Origin of the sequence: Bacillus sp. B2-WWTP-C-10-Post-4 (genome assembly GCF_009183805.1) — a bacterium.
Lineage (GTDB): Bacteria > Bacillota > Bacilli > Bacillales > Bacillaceae_G > Bacillus_A > Bacillus_A cereus.
This window is the reverse complement of record NZ_WEII01000017.1, coordinates 22,615-42,161: the sequence shown is the minus strand read 5'-3', so window position 1 is coordinate 42,161 and position 19,547 is coordinate 22,615. Positions and strand designations below refer to the sequence as shown.

Here is a 19,547-nt window from a genome sequence, read left to right as displayed (position 1 = left end):
GAGTCATTATGGGAATGGAGCTCATTTTAAGAGAATGGATGGGGAAAGAAAAGGATTATTCAATTTCATATAGTACGTATATGAACCTTGTATTGTATACAGAAGGTCATGGATATTATATGAAAGAACGTGAAAAGATTGGAAGACAAGGGGATTTTTTTACAAGTAGCAACGTATCCTCTGTGTTTGCAAAAACTTTTGCTAAACTTTTTATTCGTCTTGTTGAAAATGGTGAAGTTGCTCCGAATATTTGTGAAATTGGCGGAGGAACAGGGAAGTTTGCCTATGATGTTTTACAAGAATGGAAGCAAGTATCTCCAAAAACCTTTATTGATTTAAACTATTCAATGATTGAAGTGAGCCCCTTTCATAGAAAATTACAGCAGGAGCACCTTGGCTCATTTTCTAATGTATCGTACTATACCTCCTATAGTGAAATGGGAGATTCTTTCGAGGGAATTCTTTTTTCGAATGAGTTGTTTGATGCATTTCCTGTTGAAATAATTGAGAAAAGAAATGGTATGTTGTATGAAGTACGTATTACATATACAGAGGAAGGAAACCTTTCAGAAGTATGTAGGCCGTTAGATAAAAGAATTGGTCGCTATTTATTAAAATATAATATTCATATTGCTGAAGGGCAACGTTTTGAAGTACCAATTGTGATGGAGGAGTATATAAAAGAAATTGCGAAATGGTTTCAAAAAGGTATATGTATTACAGTTGATTACGGATACACAAAAGAAGAATGGATGCATCCAGCACACCGTGAAGGAAGTTTGCGAGGGTATTATCAGCATAAGCTAATACGTAACCCACTAGCGCATCCAGGTGAAATGGATCTTACTACTCATATTCATTGGGACGAGCTAAAGGAGATGTTTAGTATGCAAGGAATGAGTGCAGTATGGCATAAGAAACAATCTGAGTTCTTGTTAGCTGCAGGGATATTAGAACAGCTTACGAGCCATCAAGATATGAATCCTTTTTCTGAAACGCAAAAACAAAATCGAGCCGTTCGTTCTATGATTTTGAATGGAGGAGTAGGGAGTGCATTTGATGTTGTTATACATACAAAAGATATGCAACATTTACATTTGGATCGGTATGTAACAATATAAAAAACAAGACACAGTATATACTGTGTCTTGTTTTTTAATACGACTTATGTAGTATTATATATTTCCTCTCATGATATATATTTATATTAAAGATATGAGATGAAAAATATAGAATACGTTCTTTTTCTTCGATTATTAGTCCCTAACCTAATAATACGCGAACGAGTTGAATGATTGTTTCATTCTCTACTTTGTAATAAATTTCCAATCCTTTTCTTTCACTAGAAACGATTTTAGCGCTTTTTAATTTTGCTAAATGCTGTGAAATTGTAGATTGTGGCATGTTTAAGCCAGTATACATTGTAGAAACGTTGCTTGGACCGCGCTCGATTAATCCTTTTACGATACATAAACGAACAGGATGAGCTAGCACTTTTAATAATTCTGCATTACTTTCATATAGTTCTAATTCTTTTTGAAAGGTTTCTAACATGTTCTTTTCCACCTCCGTGTGAGCTATTATACCATACTATACATACCAAAAATTTAAAGAAAAGAAAATAGTTGTTGCAGAAAAAAAGTCCTAAAGTAAAGAAATTGTAAGAAAAGAGACCCTGATGTAAATAAAATAGGTAAATTAGCATGTTTTTGTAAAATGACATTTTTGGGTGAAAATTTCGATGCGTTTTAAAAATTGAAAGATATAGATATATTTGTAACACAATTTTATCATGATTTTCTTATTCTTTCAAATGAATATACGAAATTTTTAAAATAATATGACAAAGGAATTATAATGATATATATAGAATATAAAACAGGTTAAAAGAAAAGAAGCTGAATGTAATTCGCTTCTTTATGGTGATAATGAAATATTTGCTTACAGCTGATAAATCTTAGGATGATCAAGTCATTAGTCATTTATTCTAAAATTCATCTTTTAGCAACGTTAAAAACCTGTGATTCCATATGTTCTCATAAAAATCAATTGTCTCTTTTGCGGACATAAAAGGATTATTCAACGTAGAGGTTGTTTTCTGTACCATAAAGTTTTCGTATCCTAGTCCGTGGGCAAACTTAATCGTAGCATCCATACAGTACTCTGTTTGGGCGCCGCAAAATTCAATGCAATTTACAGATAATTGATCTAAAATTTCTTTTAAGTTTGTTTTATAAAATGAATTTGCATGTGTTTTTCTTACAAAAAAATCTTGTTCTTGAACATCTAAATCGGTATGAATAGCCCAAAGTTCTTTCTCGGGTACTAAATCATCATCACAATGTTGAACAAAAAGGATTGGTTTATTTAATTTTCTGTATGAATAAATTCTTTTATTTACTTTTGTTAGTAAGTTCTGTAAATCAAATAAATGCTCCTCGCTATAACATACGCCATTTTGTAAATCGATAACGATTAAAATATCTGAACAAATATCCATTATTTTCACCCCTTTTTATTTCTTAATATATCAATTAATCCATTATTTAGAAATAGATGATATACTTTTATTTTTTTATGGACTATAAGAAAAGAAGAAATTCAAATGAATATAACTAAAACGCAGAAAAAGAAGATATGAAAACCTAATCTCATATCTTCTTTTTCTCTATGCATTTACAGGTTCTTCTACATAAGAAAGGGCATTTTCAAAATCGGATATTAAATCGTTAACATTTTCAAGACCGACTGATAACCGAAGTAATGAATTAGAGATTCCTCTTTCATCACGAGCTTCTTGCGACAGTGCTGCATGTGACATTTTTGCTGGATAAGAAAGAATTGACTCTACAGCTCCTAAACTAACTGCAAAAACAGGTAATTTTACTTTTGATAAAAATTGGCGGAGTGCATCTTCTGACTGCAAAGTAAACGATAAGACCGCTCCAGCTGATGTTGCTTGAGATTGTTGAATATCAAATCCGAGATGTGTTTGTAATCCCGGATAATAGACATTTTGTACTTTAGCGTGCTCTTGTAAATAATGTGCGATTTTATTGGCATTTTTAGCTGAATGCTCGAGGCGTACGTGCAATGTTTTTAGACCGCGAAGTACGAGAGAACAATCTTGAGGTCCTAAAATAGCACCGAATGCATTTTGTAAAAATCCAAGCTTTTGAGCGAGTTCTGCATCTTTTACTACTGCTAATCCGGCAGTAACATCACTATGACCAGCAATAAATTTTGTAGCACTATGAAGAACGACATCAGCTCCAAGTTCAAGTGGTTTTTGGAATAGTGGTGTCAAAAATGTATTATCAACAAAAGTAAGAGCGCCAATAGATTTTGCGAGTTTAGAAACCTCGCGAATATCTGTCACTTTTAAAAGTGGGTTAGAAGGTGTTTCTACATAAAAGAGCCTTGTATTTGGTTTCATGTTTTGTTTTATTTCTTCTAAATTGGTCATATCAACAAATGTATGTGAAACACCGTAACGGGAGAGTACCTCAGTTATCACTCGGTAAGTGCCTCCGTACACATCTTCTGAAATGAGTACGTGATCACCTTGTGAAAGAAGGAGGAATGCAGTGGAAATCGCTGCAATGCCTGATGCAAAGGCGAATCCTTTTGTTCCGCCTTCTAATAAAGCAATGATATCTTCAAGAGCTTCACGAGTTGGATTTCCTGACCTGCTATAGTCATATTTTCCGAACGTATCTACATCAAACTGGTGAAAAGTTGATGTGTTATAAATAGGAACGTTCACAGCGCCTGTTTGCGAGTCATGTTTATATTGGTTGTGTAGTAAGAGTGTATCTATAGAATAGCTCATATTCTTACACCTTCTTTTACAAGTTTAATGGCTTGCTTTAAGTCTTGAATTAAATCGTTACTATTTTCAATGCCAACTGAGAATCGAAGAAGACGATTGCATACGCCGTTTGCTGTTCTAATTTCTTCAGGAATATCAGCATGTGTTTGCGTTGCTGGATAAGTCATTAAACTTTCTACACCACCAAGACTTTCGGCAAATGTAATTAAGGATAAAGATTGTAAGAATGGATTAATCCAAGCTTCATCTTTAAGGCGGAATGAAATCATGCCGCCTCTTCCTGGATAAAATACATCTGTCACCCCGTCTTCATCATTTAAATACGCAACAACTGCTTTCGCATTTTCTTCATGTTGTCTCATGCGAAGCGCTAACGTTTTCATACCGCGAATTAATAACCATGAGTCAAATGGGCTTAAAACTGCACCTGATGCATTATGATAATGAGCGATTTCCTCGCAAAGTTCCTTTCCTTTTGCAACGACAAGCCCGCTTAGTACATCGTTATGTCCCCCTAAATATTTCGTTGCGCTATGAAGTACAATGTCAGCACCTTCTGTTAATGGTTGCTGTATATAAGGTGTGTAGAATGTGTTGTCTACAATAAGAAGTAGTCCGTGCCTTTTCGCTACAGTTGCGACAGCAGCAATATCAGTAACTTGCATTAATGGATTAGTTGGAGTTTCTATGAAAATAGCCTTCGTTTCAGTTGTGATAGCTTGCTCAATTTGTTTAATAGACTGTGTATTTACGTATCTACATCGAACATTCCACTTTTTTTCATGCTCAGAAAATAATCGATACGTTCCCCCGTATAAATCTTCAGATACAATAAGTTCGTCTCCAGAGCGGAATAGAGAAAGGACGAGGAGAACAGCCGCCATCCCTGAACTACAGGCATAACCTTGTTCGCCATATTCTAAGTCTGCGATCGCCTGTTCTAAAAGACAGCGAGTTGGATTACCAGTTCGTGAATAGTCAAAGCCAGTAGATTTACCAATTCCTTCGTGGCGATAAGCGGTTGAGAAATAAACTGGTGGATTAACCGTTCCAGTTGTAGTTTCACTACGATTTCCGATTTGTGCTAGTTTTGTTTCGATTGTTGACATGTGAAAATTCCTCCTTTTTAAATTGAAACATTAAGTGAATATAAAATAAAAAAAGCCTTCTAAGAAGAAGGCTTTCGGTTTGAATAGAGTCTTCTTCTCATCTGTCAAATCTTTCACAATTTGCTGGAATTAGCACCTTATTAACAAAATGTTAATGGTTGCTGAGGCGTCACAGGGCCAGTCCCTCTACCTCTCTAGATAAGAATGTTCGTATGAAATTTTTATTATGTTTTTAACTTTACAATAAAAGATAATTGAATTGCAACTTTATTTTAAATAATTTTTATTTTTCTGCAAGTGTCATTGACTTTTAATTTTGTGCATGCTAAATTTATTAAAAAATTAACAAACATTGTTAAAAGGGGAACGCATTTCCTTTTAGCTACATAAATAAAATAATAAAGACAACTCTTATTGAGAGCGGTGGAGGGAAAGGCCCTGTGAAACCCGGCAACCTTCAAACGAAATGTTTGAAACGGTGCTAATACCTGCAAAACGAATGTTTTGCATAATAAGAGGAGGAACAATTATGTCCCCCTCTTCAAAGTGAAGAGGGGGTTTTTATATTGATAGAAATGAGGGAGATTCGTGAAATTACTAGATTTATTATCAAAAGGAATTGTAATAGGTGATGGTGCGGTTTGAACGTTATTGCATTCACATGGTTTGCAAAGTAGCTTTGAAGAATTGAACGTATCTGATCCAGATCTAATTATATCCATTCATAAACAATATGTAGCTGCTGGAGCAGATGTAATTCAAACGAATACGTATGGAGCAAATGAGGCGAAATTACGTATGTATGGTTTAGAAAATCAAGTTACAAAAATTAATAGAGCGGCAGTGAAATTGGCGAAAGCATCTGTGACAGATAAAAATGCAATTTTAGGAACAATTGGTGGTATGAAACATATCGGAGCTGTTACAACGACTGATATGGAAAGGGATTTTATGTTACTTGAACAGGCGGGGGCTTTACTAGAAGAACAGGTTGATGGATTACTATTAGAAACTTTTTATGATGAATTTGAATTACTTCATGCTGTTAAAGTGTTGCGTAAGCAAACGAATATTCCGATTGTTGCGCAATTAGCGTTACATGAAGCAGGTACGACTCAAAATGGAAATGATGTCAATGAAATATTAAAGCAGTTTATAGATTACGGTGCAAATGTTGTTGGATTGAATTGTCAACTGGGGCCGCTTCATATGACGGAAGCTTTCAAAATGATATCGATTCCGCAAAATGGCTATTTATCAGCATACCCAAATGCAGGTCTCCCGAATTATGTAGAGGGACGTTACGTATATGAGGGAAGTCCAGCTTATTTTGAAGCAATGACACCGAAATTTATTGAGCAAGGTATTCGGTTATTGGGTGGCTGTTGTGGTACGACTCCAGAACATATTCAAAGTATGAAGCGCGCTGTTGCGAATATTACCCCTGTAATCGAAAAAGAAACGATTCAAAGGCCAAAAGTCGTTCATACGCATGAGAAACGTTCGAAGGCTCACGTCACTCTAGCAGAGAAAGCAAAAAAACAAACGACAGTTGTAGTGGAATTAGATCCACCGAAAACGTTAGATACACAGCGTTTTTTTGAAGGAGCAAGAGCGTTAAAAAGAGCGGGAGCAGATGCTATTACTCTAGCAGATAATTCATTAGCATCGCCTCGTGTCTCTAATATGGCGATGGGTGCGTTATTAACGAAGCATGATATCCCAGTATTGACGCATTTAACGTGTAGAGATCATAACGTCATTGGACTACAATCTCATTTGTTAGGTTTATCGGCGTTAGGGATGGAAGAAGTGTTAGCTTTAACTGGTGATCCAGCGCGCGTTGGTGATTTTCCCGGTGCCACTTCTGTATATGATTTATCCTCTATTGAGCTTATTAAAATGATTAAAGAAATGAACGATGGACGTTCAATTTTAGGGAAATCAATTGGACCGGCGACAGGGTTTTCTGTAGGCGGCGCATTTAATCCTCACGTGAGGCACTTAAAAGCAGCGGTTAAGCGAATGGAACGAAAAATAGATGCTGGAGCGGAGTATTTTTTAACTCAGCCAATTTACGATATCAAGTTGATTGAAGAAGTGTATGAAGCGACAAAGCATTTGGAACAACCTATTTTTATTGGAATTATGCCGTTAGTAAGTAAGCGGAATGCAGATTTTCTTCATTTTGAGGTGCCGGGTATTACTCTTCCTGAAGAAATAAGAGAGAGAATGGATGGACATGAAACGAAAGAGGCAGCAATTGAGGAAGGGATTCGCATTTCACAAGAATTGGTCGACGCAGCGATGAAATATTTTAATGGTATTTATCTTATTACACCATTTTTAAAGTATGAAATTACAGAACATCTTGTTAAATATGTAAGAGAAAAGCAAGAAGTGAAAGAAGGTATTAATTGATGAAGTGTATAGAAGAAAAATTGAAAAATAGCATTTTAATATTAGATGGTGCAATGGGGACAATGATTCAGCAAGAGGATTTAACTGCTGAAGATTTCGGAGGAGAAGAGTACGAGGGCTGTAATGAATATTTAGTGGAAACAAGACCAGACGTTATTTTAAAGATTCATAAAGCTTATATTGAAGCTGGAGCGGATATTATTGAAACAAATACATTTGGGGCAACGAATATTGTACTAAGTGATTATGAGCTGTCTCATTTAGATGAAGAACTAAATGAAAAGGCAGCACTTTTGGCGAAGCAAGCTGTTAAAGAAAGCGGGAATGAAGTATATGTTGCGGGAGCGATGGGACCAACAACGAAAGCAATTAGTGTTACTGGTGGTGTGACTTTTGAAGAATTGATTGAAGCTTATACAAGGCAGGCACGAGGATTATTAAAAGGAGAAGTTGATGTATTACTCGTTGAGACGAGTCAAGATATGCGTAACGTGAAAGCAGCTTATATTGGAATTCAAGCTGCTTTTGAAGAACTGAAAAAAACGGTTCCTATTATGATTTCAGGTACGATTGAGCCAATGGGAACGACTCTGGCTGGGCAAACAATTGAAGCTTTTTATTTATCAGTAGAACATATGAAACCATTATCTGTTGGGTTAAACTGTGCGACTGGTCCGGAGTTTATGAGGGACCATATTCGTTCACTATCTGATTTATCGGAGTGTTACATTTCTTGTTATCCAAATGCAGGTCTTCCTGATGAAGATGGACATTACCATGAATCTCCATCTTCTCTTGCTGAAAAGGTGAAGCGATTTGCTGAAGAAGGATGGGTTAATATTATTGGTGGTTGTTGTGGCACGACACCAGAACATATAAAAGCAATGAAATCCGCTCTAGCATCTCTTAAGCCTCGTGACCATCATGAGAGAGAAGGACATGGAATTAGTGGATTAGAAGCACTGCAATATGATGAGTCTATGAGACCGTTATTTGTAGGTGAAAGAACGAATGTTATTGGGTCACGTAAATTTAAACGATTAGTAGCAGAAGGGAAATTTGAAGAGGCTGCTGAAGTGGCAAGAGCGCAAGTGAAGAAAAATGCTCATATTATTGATATTTGTATGGCAGATCCTGATCGCGATGAAATAGAAGATATGGAAAACTTCTTAGCAGAAGTTACGAAAGTTTTAAAAGTACCGATTATGATTGATTCAACAGATGAAAATGTGATGGAGCGAGCTCTTACTTATATTCAAGGAAAAGCTGTTATTAATTCAATTAATTTAGAAGATGGAGAAGAACGATTTAAAAAAGTGACACCGCTTCTTCAGAAGTATGGTGCTGCTATAGTTGTAGGAACAATTGATGAAGACGGTATGGCGGTTAGTGCGGAGCGAAAGATAGAAATTGCGAAAAGAAGCTATGAATTACTTACAAAGAAGTATGGGATACGCCCGTCAGATATTATTTTTGATGCACTTGTGTTTCCGGTAGGGACAGGTGATGAAGAATATATTGGTTCAGCAGCAGCGACTATAGAAGGAATTCGCCTTATTAAAGAAGCGTTACCAGAGTGTTTAACGATTTTAGGGGTAAGTAACATATCATTTGGTTTACCACCGGCTGGACGTGAAGTATTAAATTCAGTCTTTTTATATCATGCTACGAAAGCAGGGTTAGATTATGCGATTGTGAATACGGAAAAATTAGAACGCTATGCGTCGATTCCAGAGGAAGAAAAACGCCTTGCAGATGCACTACTGTTTGAAACGACGAAAGAGACGTTAGAAGAATTTACAAACTTTTACCGAGTTGCTAAAAAGAAAGATATCGTTGTGCAAGAAACGTTAACGCTTGATGAAAGACTAGCAAATTATATTGTAGAAGGTACGAAACAAGGATTACACGAGGATTTAAGTCTTGCGCTTGAAGAAGGAAGAAAACCTCTTGATATTATTAACGGTCCGCTTATGACAGGGATGGATGAGGTAGGACGACTATTTAATAATAATGAACTTATTGTTGCTGAAGTATTGCAAAGTGCTGAAAGTATGAAAGCTGCTGTAAGCTATTTAGAGCCACATATGGAATCTAGTGATAGTGCGAAAAAAGGGAAAGTATTATTAGCAACTGTAAAAGGTGACGTGCATGATATTGGGAAAAATCTCGTTGAAATTATTTTAGCAAATAACGGATATGAGATTATTAATTTAGGAATTAATGTACGTTCGGATCGAATTGTTCAAGAAGTACAAGAAAAGAAGCCGGATATTATAGGCCTTTCCGGTTTATTAGTAAAATCAGCGCAACAAATGGTAACGACTGCTGAAGATTTAAAAGCAGCAAATATTGATGTTCCCATTGTTGTAGGTGGTGCAGCGTTAACGAGAAAGTTTACAGATAATCGGATTTCACCATCATATAAAGGGCTCGTTTGTTATGCGAGTGATGCGATGACGGGGCTCGATATTATTAATAAGCTTCAAAAAGAAGAAGAGCGTGAGAAGATGAAACAGGATAAAAACGAACGTCATCTTCATATCGTAAAAAAAGAGGAGAAGAAAGTAGAAATTCCAGCAGTAATTGAGCCATTACCGAAGGCTGAAGTTATCGTGCCTGATTCAACAAAACGAATTGTATTACGCGATATTCCGGCCCTTCATCTCGCTCCATTTTTAAATAGACAAATGCTACTTGGGCATCACCTTGGATTAAAAGGAAATGTGAAGAAGCTTTTGAAAGAGGGAGATAAGAGAGCACATGAATTAAATGATTTAATAGATGAATTATTGCAGGAAGGACAATCTTGGTTAAAGCCGAAAGCAGTGTATCAATTTTTCCCAGCGCAAAGCGACGGACAAAACATTGTAATATATGATCCAGAAGATCATACGCGTGTTATAGAGCGTTTCACATTCCCTAGACAAGGAAAGGCTCCCTATCGTACTTTAGGTGATTATTTGCGCCCAATAGGAGATGAGATGGACTATGTTGCTTTCTTATCTGTTACGGTTGGGGAAGGAGTTCGGGACATTGCTGAAGAGTGGAAGGCGAAAGGTGATTACTTACGTAGTCATGCCATTCAATCGTTAGCGCTTGAATTAGCGGAAGGACTTGCTGAAAAAACACATATGCTCATTCGTGACCGCTGGGGCATTCCGGACTCACCTGAACTGACGATGGAAGAACGTTTCCGTACGAAATATAGAGGAATACGAGTGTCATTTGGTTATCCGGCGTGTCCAGAACTTGCAGATCAAGAAAAGCTATTTCGCTTAATTCATCCAGAGGAAATAGGTATTTCATTAACAGAAGGATTCATGATGGAGCCAGAAGCGTCCGTAACGGCTATGGTATTTTCTCACCCTGAGGCAAGATATTTTAGTGTATTATAGTCTAGAAGGGGGAGACGTATGAAGAAAATAGTCTTTACAGGTGGCGGTTCGGCAGGACATGTAACACCTAATTTAGCCATTATCCCATATTTACAGGAAGACAACTGGGATATCTCTTATATTGGTTCTCATCAAGGTATTGAGAAAACGATTATAGAAAAGGAAGGCATTCCCTACTATAGTATTTCGAGTGGAAAGCTACGTCGTTATTTTGATTTGAAAAATATAAAAGATCCTTTTCTTGTAATGAAGGGTGTTATGGATGCGTATGTAAGGATTCGAAAACTAAAACCAGATGTGATTTTTTCAAAAGGCGGTTTCGTATCTGTACCAGTCGTAATTGGAGGATGGCTAAATAGAGTACCAGTTTTATTACATGAATCTGATATGACACCAGGACTAGCAAATAAAATTGCGCTTCGTTTTGCTTCGAAAATATTTGTTACATTTGAAGAAGCAGCGAAACATTTACCGAAAGAAAAAGTAATATATACGGGATCTCCTGTACGTGAAGAAGTGCTGAAGGGAAATCGTGAAAAAGGTTTAGTGTTTTTAGGTTTTTCACGTAAAAAGCCAGTTATTACGATTATGGGAGGCAGCTTGGGCGCGAAAAAAATTAATGATACGGCTCGAGAAGCATTACCAGAACTTCTTAAAAAATATCAAATTGTTCACCTTTGCGGAAAAGGTAACCTTGATGAAAGTTTACAAAATAAAGAAGGATATAGACAATTTGAATATGTACATGGAGAACTGCCAGATATATTAGCGGTAACAGATTTTGTTATTTCACGCGCGGGCTCCAACGCAATTTTTGAATTTTTAACATTACAAAAGCCGATGGTTTTAATTCCATTATCGAAATTTGCAAGCCGTGGAGATCAAATATTAAATGCAGAGTCCTTTGAAAGGCAAGGGTATGCCTCCGTATTATATGAAGAAGATGTAACTGTAAAATCTCTTATAAAGTATGTCGAAGAATTGAATCAAAATAATGAGAAGTATAAAACAGCACTAAAAAAATATAATGGAAAAGAAGCAATTAAAACAATCATTCAAAATATTTCAGAGGCATGATGAAACAATCATGCCTCTTTTAGTAGGGTGAAAGATTCCAAGAATTGATATTTTTATGTTACAATAAAGTGAAACTTTAATCAGTTGGGTTCATCCCACATCTAACTTCTTTACTGTTACTAAATTTTGAGGAGGTAGTCTTACTGCCCTCAAATAGCGGGATAACAAATGGGTTAATAGGGAAATTCCAATTAATGAGGCGTGAAAATACGAATGGATTAGGAGTGACTGTGTTGGAGCTAAGTCTCTATGAAAATACTGCACTTATTATATGCTTTGTGTTGTACGTTGGTAGTGTTATTGTTTATATTTCAAGGAAATTTTCGCAAGAAAGAGAGCTTGAAAAGTCAGAGATAACAGCTGAACTAGAAATGTTAGCTGATGAAAGTTATAAAAAACAAAAAATAAAAGAAGACCATGAAGCATCCCATCATTTAAACGCAAATAAGTTTTAAAGATGGGGATTTTTTTTGAAGTTGTTCTTTATTGTAGCTATAACAAATAACGCTAAAAAGGAGTTTCCCCATACACAATGAAGGAGTGTATATAAATGAATTTTTATATCGCCTCAGGTTTCCAAAATAAACATCTTGTACATTCCGTAGCAAATGAACTGAAACATGCAGGATGGCACCATACATATGATTGGACCAAAAACGAAAGAGCAGCGAATGAAGAACAATTAAGAGAAATTGGTCAGGCAGAACGAAATGCTGTAAAAGAAGCGGATGTATTTTTACTTATATTAGATGGTGGAAACGGGAGCCATACAGAGTTTGGAATGGCGATTGCACTAGAGAAAACGATATATGTATATCATGCAGGAAACCCGCTCCAAACAACGTTCTATCACTTGCCAGAAATAAATATTTTTGAAGGAGATGTAGCTGAGTTTGCATCTTTTGTTATGAATCATGTGAAATAATAGTAACTACCTAAAAGGTTATAAAAGTGATCTTTTGGGTACAGTGATGATAAGAAACGTATATAAAGGAGTACATAATATGAAATTAGAAAATGGATGGGAAACGAGCTTTTTAGAAGTCGTACAAAATAGTGAATTTAAGAAAGAGGCACTTCTTAGTCAATTGCTTTGTCAGGATAGTGAAGAAGTAGAAGAGCTTGTGGATGATTACGGCTACGAAGAACTTGTTGAACGTGAACATGATGATGAGTTAGCTGAAATCTTAGGAGAAGAACTTTTTAGTGAGATGGAACGCCAAGTATTCTTATCTTCAAATCCAGAAGAAAAACTTATTTCATTCGTCAATGGATTAGGTTTTCATGTGCTAGATTGGATCGTTCTTCTTGAAACAGAATTTGGCATTGATAGTGCAAACTTTACATCAGATGCTGTGAAGGTGTTAGAAAAGCGTTTCAGACAGTTTCCATACATAGAGGACAAGACAATTTTTGATATGACATTTGGAGAATCGATGGATGTATTAGAATCTGTTACAGGATTACAACTAAAGGAAAAGATGAACGTATAATGAAAAAAGAACGTGATTGAATCACGTTCTTTTTTTACATAATAATAATTTTATCATCTAGTTTTGTTTGCCCGGTAAGAAGTGCGTTTAAATATTCCACTTTTCTTATACAAGCTTGTATATGTCTTTCAATCTCTTGTAACTCTGCTTGGTGATGCGTTTCAATTGGATGAATTTGTACGTTGAATTTTTCAAATTGACTACTATATGTTATTTCTGCATAGCCGCTCATAATATCGGTTTCGTTATGAAATAAAAATTGCTTCGTTTTGTCACAGAATGATACATCCTGAAAGCCATATACTTTTAATGCTTCAATTACTTTTTTAATCATTTTTGTATTCATTTTTTAACCCTCTTTACGAAGTTCTACTTATATATTATAACATAAAAAATTACATAGAAAGCGCTTCCAAGTGTATTTTATTATAAACTTTACGTTTCAATCACAAAAATGAAACAAAGAAAAAATAATTGTAAAGAAGGAAGGACTCTTTTATTGTTTCGTCATATATATAGAGAAATAGTGCAATGAAAGGAAATTTTCCGAGGTGGAGATCGTATTTCCAATTTGAGCGCAGTAAAAGAGGTGAGAATTTTGAACTTTGATATTGTAGGACAAAAAGCATATATAAAAGATGGACCGCATCGGAACCGAATTGGAATTGTAAAGAAAAACGAGACAAAATTAGCATCGCAGTTTGCTATTGTAATTGGAGAACAAATCATTGATGTAGAGCTAAAGGATATCGTGTTAGTTGGAGTAGACGTAGGACAATTTCATAAATGGTGCGAACAAAATGGTTATTTGTGAAAAGGACGGGCTGTGAGATAATGAAATATATTTGAGGAAAGAGGATATGTTATCATATTCTCTTTTTCTATGTTTCAGGAGGCGAAAATGAAATATAAAGAACAGGAGTTTACGTTGGAGTTAAAAGAGAACATTCAATGTATGGAGAAGGAAATAGAGCGAATATCACTTAAACTGCATAAAGAGTATGCGATTTATACATAGAAAAACACATGGAATTAGATATGGGATTTGCAAGAGAAAAAGAGAATCCCTTTGAGGTGGGTTATTATTCATCAGTTGCCATAGCTATATTAGATGAAGAAAAAGAGATGATTGAATTTCACTATATTCCAATTTGGAAATGCGAAAAAATCTTTTTAGGAATGTCAATTCAATCAAACATTTTTGGGAGTAAGAAAGTAGGGGAACTTGTTGATGAATCTTGTTATGAGATTGAGGAGGAGTTAAAAGAGCAACTAGAAGGATACTTGGAGTAAGAATTCTCAAGATAAAATCTATAAAGAGGGAACGGAATAAAAAAGACGCTAACAATTGTATGTTAGCGTCTTTTTTTCATTATGAAGCAATTTCACCAGTTTTTGTATCATCTTGATTGTACGTATCTTGATTTAATTCACCAAGCCATTTACTTGAAATAAGACCTGCTGTCATAGAACCACTTACGTTAAGAGCTGTACGACCCATATCGATTAATGGCTCAACCGAGATAACTAGAGCAACAATACCGATTGGTAAGTTCATTGTAGATAGTACGATTAAAGCTGCGAATGTTGCACCGCCACCAACTCCGGCAACACCGAATGAGCTAATAGCAACAACAGCGATTAAAGTTAAAATAAATTGTGGTTGTAATGGATCAATTCCTACAGTTGGAGCGACCATCATTGCAAGCATTGCTGGATAAATACCTGCGCAACCGTTTTGTCCGATAGATACCCCAAATGAAGCTGCGAAGTTTGCAATTCCTTCGGAAATACCAAGCTTTTCTTTTTGAGCTTCAATATTTAATGGCATCGCACCAGCACTAGAGCGAGATGTGAATGCAAAAGTTAGTACAGGGAACACTTTTTTCAAATATTGAATTGGATTTAAACCAGACAATGCAATTAATAATAAGTGAATGATAAACATTACGATAAGTGCTACATAAGAGGCTAACACGAAGTTACCAAGCTTTAAAATAGCATTTATATCGCTACCAGCAACTGTTTTTGCCATAAGAGCTAATACGCCGTATGGAGTAAGGCGTAAAATTAATGTTACCATACGCATTACGATTGCATATACAGCATCAAGCATTTTCTTAAATAGTTCTGCTTGTTCTGGATATTTTCGTTTTACACCTATAAAGGCAATGCCGATAAAGGCTGCAAATATTACGACAGAAATTGTTGATGTTGGACGAGCGCCTGTTAAATCAAGAAACGGATTTGTAGGCAATAGCTCTAATAATTTATCTGGAATTGTTGTCTTTTCAATAGAAGTAAATCTTTCTTCAACTAGTTTCAGACGAGCAGATTCTGCATCACCTTGTTGCAAGCCTGCCGCAGATACATCAAATCCTGCACTTGCAGCGATACCGACAGCTGCAGCGATTCCTGTAGTAAGAATTAAAATTCCGATAATAAGACCACTGATTTTACCAAGGTTTTTCGTTAACTGTAATTTTGTAAAGGCTGAAATAATAGATACTAAAATAAGTGGCATAACGATCATTTGAAGTAATTTCACATAACCGTTACCGATTAAGCCAAACCAAGTATTTGATTCAATAATTATTTTAGAAGTTGGTTCATAAATAAATTGTAATATAAGACCGAATATAATTCCGACTCCTAAAGCAGTAAATACACGTTTATTAAAAGATACATGCTTACGTTGCATATAATATAATACGCCAACTAAAATGAGCATGACTGCAACGTTAATTCCGACAAGCAGTGTATTCATGTTGATTCCCCCTAATTCCAATCTGTTATATAGAATATAAGGCAATAAAACCTATAAGTCAACTAGGAAATTCCGGAATTAAAAAAAGATGGCAAAATGCCATCTTTTAATGTCCAGCCCCAGGGACAAGTAAAAACGTCGTGTAGTATGTAAATCCTATGAAGAAAACAGTTAAATATGCCCCAAATACGTATATATACATACGCTCTGTTAATTTTAAATAGCTTAAAAGTACGAAGAAACCTGTTTGTCCTAAAAATAGTAGTGCGGTCTGTTGCATATCCCCTACGTAAAACATAACCGAGAAAATTCCAGTCCAAAAGCCGAGAACGCGAAACATGCGCTCCATGCCATCTCCCTCCTTTTCTAAAAAAAGTAAACCTCACCTCATTATAGTTTATTTTTCTTACTATTGTAAATATTCATTCATATAAAAAGAAGCCAATTATTATTGGCTTCTTTTTATATGAGAAATTAAATTGTTAGTTTATAATTACAAGATTTACATCCATCTAATAGACTATCATTTCGAGTTAATTCCATGTTAGGGAATAGGATTTCAAAAATTCCTTTCATCATATCTCCGTGCATGTTACAAATTTCAGTTGGATGATGAACAGCAACTTCTTTAAATGGACAATTGTGTACATCATAGAAAATTTTTGTTCCATCTGCACTTAATTCAAATGCAGGTGATAAGCCAGCTGTTGAGAAAGCTTCTTTTGCAATTTGAACTTTTTGTTCCACTGTTAAAGCATCTTCACTCACATTTAAACGTTGCATATGTTGTTGCATTAATTCAGCTCCGAATTGTTTTCCTGTTTCGTATAGCGCTTTCTCACCAGCAGCGCCAAGGCTAAGTAAAGAATTAAATGCGATTCTTGCTAACAATTGATAATCACGGAATGGAAATTGTAATTGGATAACATCTTCAGATAAGACATACAATCTGCTCGGTCGTCCGCCTTTTCCAGTTTTCTTCGTTTCCGATTTTAGCATATGAACATCTTCTAATTTAGATAAATGTAAACGCGCTACGTTTGGATGAATATCGAATTCATCTGCAATTTCTTGTACCGTTACGTAACTATGTTTTTGCGAAATATATTTATAAATGTAATAACGAGTTGGGTCAGATAATACACCTGTAATTTTTAAAGCTTGTTCCATGAGGATCTCCACCTTTATCACTTTATCCAAGATAATAACATTATAATACAGATAAACATTAGTATAGGTAATTTCAGACAATAATTCGGAAATTGTTCATAATTTCACAAACATATTTTTCCTTTTTCCTCTATTGAAAATACAAAAGTCCAAATTTTTATTGCGAATGTTTTCATGCTATATACATAGTGAGGAGGGAAAAGTAATGAATGGGATTGAAATTTTTGCGAATACAATTTTAAAAGAAGCGTGTAGGGTACAAGCGTCAGATTTACATATTGTGCCCCGGCAGAAGGATGTAGCAGTGCAACTACGTATAGGAAAAGATTTAATGACGAGACAGTGTATTGAAAAGGAGTTTGGAGAAAAACTTGTCTCACATTTCAAATTTTTAGCATCTATGGACATAGGAGAGAAACGGAAGCCACAGAATGGTTCGTTGTATTTGCAAATTGATGGACAAGAAGTGTATTTACGCCTTTCAACACTTCCAACAGTATATCAAGAAAGTCTCGTTATTCGCCTTCATTTACAAGCATCTGTTCAGCCTTTATCACATCTTTCGTTATTTCCAAGTACGGCAGCAAAACTACTCTCGTTTTTACGCTATTCACAGGGGCTACTCGTATTTACTGGACCGACTGGATCTGGGAAGACGACGACAATGTATGCATTATTAGAAGTAATTAGAAAAAAGAAAACACGTCGCATCATTACACTTGAAGATCCGGTTGAAAAAAGAAGTGACGATGTATTACAAATTCAAATAAATGAAAAAGCGAGTCTCACATATGAAACAGGATTAAAGGCTATTTTACGTCATGATCCAGATATTATTTTAGTCGGTGAAATCCGGGATGAGGAAACAGCAAAAATAGCTATAAGGGCAAGTTTGACAGGACATTTAGTAATGACAACGCTGCATACGAATGATGCGAAAGGAGCAATCATTCGTTTCATGGATTATGGTATAACGAGGCAAGAGATTGAACAGTCTTTATTGGCTGTAGCTGCACAGCGACTTGTCGAATTGAAGTGTCCGTTTTGCAGAGGAAAGTGCTCAACTTTATGTAAATCAATGAGGCAAGTAAGGCAAGCAAGCATTTATGAGCTACTATATGGACATGAGTTAAAACAAGCACTTAAAGAAGCAGATGGAGAATGTGTTACTTACAAACATGAGACTTTAGAATCGTCAATACGAAAAGGATATGCTTTAGGTTTTTTAGAAGAAGATGTTTATGTTTAAGAAAACTTGGAGTTTAAGTGATCAAGTAGTATTGTTGAAACGTTTAGGAGAATTATTAGAAAAAGGCTACTCTCTTTTACAAGCATTAGAATTTTTACAGTTTCAATTACCTGTAGAAAAGAAAGTACAATTGCAGCGCATGATTGAGGGGTTAAAAGATGGGAAAAGTCTACACGATTCTTTTCATCAGTTAAAGTTTCATCAGGACATGTTAAGTTATCTATTTTATGCCGAGCAACATGGTGATATTTCTTTTGCTTTGCAACAAGGAAGTGCACTTCTTTATAAGAAAGATAAGTATAGGAAAGACATGATGAAAATAATGCAGTATCCTATGTTCTTGATGTTTTTTCTACTAATCATGCTTTTTATTTTTAACCTCATTTTATTACCTCAGGTTGAAATGGTTTATAGTTCGTTCGGTTCTAATACACCACTACTTACAGAACAAATTTTAAGTGCAATAAAACTGCTACCATACATTATTTTAACCGCTATTTTAACTGTTATTATTGGATGTAGTTTATACATGTTGTATTTTAGGAAACTTCCACATATTAGACAGGTAAAAATCATGCTTCGTATTCCTCTCATCAAAACATTTCTTATTTTAAAGCATTCACATTATTTTGCTACTCAGTTGAGTGGTTTATTAAATGGTGGACTATCAGTATGCGAAGCTTTAACAATAATGATGGAGCAAAGATATCATCCGTTCTTTCAATATGAAGCGAATCGGATTGAAAGACAATTAATTGGAGGAGAACAGTTACAATCTATCATTGCTAAAAGTGGGTATTACGAGAAAGAACTTTCTTATGTTATTACGCATGGACAAGCAAATGGCAATTTAGGGATTGAATTAGGTGACTATAGCGATCTTATTATGGAAAAGATGGAACGAAAAATTAAACATATGTTAGTTATCATTCAGCCTATTTTATTTACATGTATTGGAGGAATCGTTGTCCTTATGTATTTAGCGATGATTATGCCGATGTTTCAAATGATGAATTCTATTTAGGGGGCAT

General features: G+C 35.4%; 17 protein-coding genes, 2 pseudogenes and 2 riboswitches. Of the genes and pseudogenes, 11 read left to right on the top strand and 8 right to left on the bottom strand.

The window, feature by feature from the left end; genetic code table 11:
* The first annotated feature begins 8 nt into the window (after window positions 1–8).
* Window positions 9–1,121 carry a class I SAM-dependent methyltransferase gene (locus tag GBN78_RS10325; protein WP_000525144.1) on the top strand — a complete coding sequence of 371 codons (1,113 nt, stop codon included), beginning with the start codon at window positions 9–11 and terminating at the stop codon, window positions 1,119–1,121.
* A gap of 142 nt (window positions 1,122–1,263) precedes the next feature.
* Here the strand turns inward: GBN78_RS10325 and GBN78_RS10320 are convergent, their stop codons facing one another.
* The 4 genes from GBN78_RS10320 to metI all read right to left on the bottom strand — a co-directional run bounded on the left by GBN78_RS10320 (window position 1,264) and on the right by metI (window position 4,941).
* A complete protein-coding gene (locus GBN78_RS10320; protein ID WP_000894377.1) occupies window positions 1,264–1,554 on the bottom strand; it encodes an ArsR/SmtB family transcription factor in 291 nt (96 codons plus the stop codon).
* A gap of 433 nt (window positions 1,555–1,987) precedes the next feature.
* Window positions 1,988–2,500, bottom strand: coding sequence for a cysteine hydrolase family protein (locus GBN78_RS10315; RefSeq protein ID WP_000350341.1), 513 nt, complete (start codon window positions 2,498–2,500; stop codon window positions 1,988–1,990).
* A 168-nt stretch (window positions 2,501–2,668) separates the two neighbouring features.
* Entirely contained in the window at window positions 2,669–3,832 is a 1,164-nt protein-coding gene (gene metC / locus GBN78_RS10310) for a cystathionine beta-lyase (RefSeq protein WP_000122304.1), read from the bottom strand.
* Window positions 3,829–4,941, bottom strand: coding sequence for a cystathionine gamma-synthase/O-acetylhomoserine thiolyase (gene metI / locus GBN78_RS10305; protein ID WP_030028076.1), 1,113 nt, complete (start codon window positions 4,939–4,941; stop codon window positions 3,829–3,831). Before metI ends, metC begins: the two co-directional genes overlap by 4 nt.
* 94 nt (window positions 4,942–5,035) lie before the next feature.
* Window positions 5,036–5,146: riboswitch (SAM riboswitch) on the bottom strand.
* A 203-nt stretch (window positions 5,147–5,349) separates the two neighbouring features.
* Window positions 5,350–5,459: riboswitch (SAM riboswitch) on the top strand.
* Window positions 5,460–5,529: 70 nt separating this feature from the next.
* Between metI and GBN78_RS10300 the strand changes: the two are divergent.
* From GBN78_RS10300 to GBN78_RS10275, 6 genes and pseudogenes are all read left to right on the top strand, one after another.
* Window positions 5,530–7,362 (top strand): annotated as a pseudogene (locus GBN78_RS10300) (bifunctional homocysteine S-methyltransferase/methylenetetrahydrofolate reductase).
* On the top strand, window positions 7,362–10,760 hold the full coding sequence (gene metH / locus GBN78_RS10295; protein WP_152127321.1) for a methionine synthase: 3,399 nt from the start codon (window positions 7,362–7,364) through the stop codon (window positions 10,758–10,760). Before GBN78_RS10300 ends, metH begins: the two are co-directional and overlap by 1 nt.
* 18 nt (window positions 10,761–10,778) lie before the next feature.
* Entirely contained in the window at window positions 10,779–11,837 is a 1,059-nt protein-coding gene (gene murG / locus GBN78_RS10290) for an undecaprenyldiphospho-muramoylpentapeptide beta-N-acetylglucosaminyltransferase (protein ID WP_152127319.1), read from the top strand.
* Window positions 11,838–12,031: 194 nt separating this feature from the next.
* Window positions 12,032–12,292, top strand: coding sequence for a DUF3966 domain-containing protein (locus tag GBN78_RS10285; RefSeq protein WP_001250699.1), 261 nt, complete (start codon window positions 12,032–12,034; stop codon window positions 12,290–12,292).
* Window positions 12,293–12,387: 95 nt separating this feature from the next.
* Window positions 12,388–12,762 carry a nucleoside 2-deoxyribosyltransferase gene (locus GBN78_RS10280; protein WP_001012333.1) on the top strand — a complete coding sequence of 125 codons (375 nt, stop codon included), beginning with the start codon at window positions 12,388–12,390 and terminating at the stop codon, window positions 12,760–12,762.
* 79 nt (window positions 12,763–12,841) lie between these two features.
* The gene (locus GBN78_RS10275) at window positions 12,842–13,330 is read left to right on the top strand and encodes a hypothetical protein (RefSeq protein ID WP_000764267.1); all 489 of its coding nucleotides are present in this window, start codon (window positions 12,842–12,844) and stop codon (window positions 13,328–13,330) included.
* Window positions 13,331–13,364: 34 nt separating this feature from the next.
* Here the strand turns inward: GBN78_RS10275 and GBN78_RS10270 are convergent, their stop codons facing one another.
* Window positions 13,365–13,676 (bottom strand): hypothetical protein, encoded by a 312-nt coding sequence (locus tag GBN78_RS10270; RefSeq protein WP_001093237.1) that lies wholly within the window; start codon window positions 13,674–13,676, stop codon window positions 13,365–13,367.
* A gap of 252 nt (window positions 13,677–13,928) precedes the next feature.
* Here GBN78_RS10270 and GBN78_RS10265 point away from each other — a divergent pair, with 252 nt between their 5' ends.
* Window positions 13,929–14,144 (top strand): DUF3912 family protein, encoded by a 216-nt coding sequence (locus GBN78_RS10265; RefSeq protein WP_001008326.1) that lies wholly within the window; start codon window positions 13,929–13,931, stop codon window positions 14,142–14,144.
* An 87-nt stretch (window positions 14,145–14,231) separates the two neighbouring features.
* Window positions 14,232–14,623: pseudogene (locus GBN78_RS10260) on the top strand (hypothetical protein).
* A gap of 79 nt (window positions 14,624–14,702) precedes the next feature.
* Here GBN78_RS10260 and GBN78_RS10255 read toward each other — a convergent pair.
* From GBN78_RS10255 to GBN78_RS10245, 3 genes are all read right to left on the bottom strand, one after another.
* Complete coding sequence (locus GBN78_RS10255) at window positions 14,703–16,097, bottom strand: L-cystine transporter (RefSeq protein WP_001094332.1); 1,395 nt, start codon at window positions 16,095–16,097, stop codon at window positions 14,703–14,705.
* Window positions 16,098–16,203: 106 nt separating this feature from the next.
* Complete coding sequence (locus GBN78_RS10250; RefSeq protein ID WP_000440721.1) at window positions 16,204–16,446, bottom strand: DUF2626 domain-containing protein; 243 nt, start codon at window positions 16,444–16,446, stop codon at window positions 16,204–16,206.
* Between the two features lie 125 nt (window positions 16,447–16,571).
* On the bottom strand, window positions 16,572–17,267 hold the full coding sequence (locus GBN78_RS10245; protein WP_000434125.1) for a helix-turn-helix transcriptional regulator: 696 nt from the start codon (window positions 17,265–17,267) through the stop codon (window positions 16,572–16,574).
* A 205-nt stretch (window positions 17,268–17,472) separates the two neighbouring features.
* On the opposite strand from GBN78_RS10245, the gene comGA reads away from it, so the two are divergent.
* The gene (comGA, locus tag GBN78_RS10240) at window positions 17,473–18,516 is read left to right on the top strand and encodes a competence type IV pilus ATPase ComGA (protein WP_152127317.1); all 1,044 of its coding nucleotides are present in this window, start codon (window positions 17,473–17,475) and stop codon (window positions 18,514–18,516) included.
* A complete protein-coding gene (gene comGB, locus GBN78_RS10235; protein WP_000475184.1) occupies window positions 18,509–19,540 on the top strand; it encodes a competence type IV pilus assembly protein ComGB in 1,032 nt (343 codons plus the stop codon). Before comGA ends, comGB begins: the two co-directional genes overlap by 8 nt.
* The last annotated feature ends 7 nt before the right edge of the window (window positions 19,541–19,547 follow it).

Excerpts from the sequence above, each read along its gene's own strand:
- metH (WP_152127321.1), top strand. The coding sequence starts at position 7,362 with ATGAAGTGTATAGAAGAAAAATTGAAAAATAGCATTTTAATATTAGAT.
- murG (WP_152127319.1), top strand. The coding sequence starts at position 10,779 with ATGAAGAAAATAGTCTTTACAGGTGGCGGTTCGGCAGGACATGTAACA.
- GBN78_RS10320 (WP_000894377.1), bottom strand. The coding sequence starts at position 1,554 with ATGTTAGAAACCTTTCAAAAAGAATTAGAACTATATGAAAGTAATGCA.
- GBN78_RS10255 (WP_001094332.1), bottom strand. The coding sequence starts at position 16,097 with ATGAATACACTGCTTGTCGGAATTAACGTTGCAGTCATGCTCATTTTA.
- GBN78_RS10325 (WP_000525144.1), top strand. The coding sequence starts at position 9 with ATGGGAATGGAGCTCATTTTAAGAGAATGGATGGGGAAAGAAAAGGAT.
- comGA (WP_152127317.1), top strand. The coding sequence starts at position 17,473 with ATGAATGGGATTGAAATTTTTGCGAATACAATTTTAAAAGAAGCGTGT.
- comGB (WP_000475184.1), top strand. The coding sequence starts at position 18,509 with ATGTTTAAGAAAACTTGGAGTTTAAGTGATCAAGTAGTATTGTTGAAA.
- GBN78_RS10250 (WP_000440721.1), bottom strand. The coding sequence starts at position 16,446 with ATGGAGCGCATGTTTCGCGTTCTCGGCTTTTGGACTGGAATTTTCTCG.
- GBN78_RS10280 (WP_001012333.1), top strand. The coding sequence starts at position 12,388 with ATGAATTTTTATATCGCCTCAGGTTTCCAAAATAAACATCTTGTACAT.
- GBN78_RS10315 (WP_000350341.1), bottom strand. The coding sequence starts at position 2,500 with ATGGATATTTGTTCAGATATTTTAATCGTTATCGATTTACAAAATGGC.
- metC (WP_000122304.1), bottom strand. The coding sequence starts at position 3,832 with ATGAGCTATTCTATAGATACACTCTTACTACACAACCAATATAAACAT.
- GBN78_RS10285 (WP_001250699.1), top strand. The coding sequence starts at position 12,032 with ATGAGGCGTGAAAATACGAATGGATTAGGAGTGACTGTGTTGGAGCTA.
- GBN78_RS10270 (WP_001093237.1), bottom strand. The coding sequence starts at position 13,676 with ATGAATACAAAAATGATTAAAAAAGTAATTGAAGCATTAAAAGTATAT.
- metI (WP_030028076.1), bottom strand. The coding sequence starts at position 4,941 with ATGTCAACAATCGAAACAAAACTAGCACAAATCGGAAATCGTAGTGAA.
- GBN78_RS10245 (WP_000434125.1), bottom strand. The coding sequence starts at position 17,267 with ATGGAACAAGCTTTAAAAATTACAGGTGTATTATCTGACCCAACTCGT.
- GBN78_RS10275 (WP_000764267.1), top strand. The coding sequence starts at position 12,842 with ATGAAATTAGAAAATGGATGGGAAACGAGCTTTTTAGAAGTCGTACAA.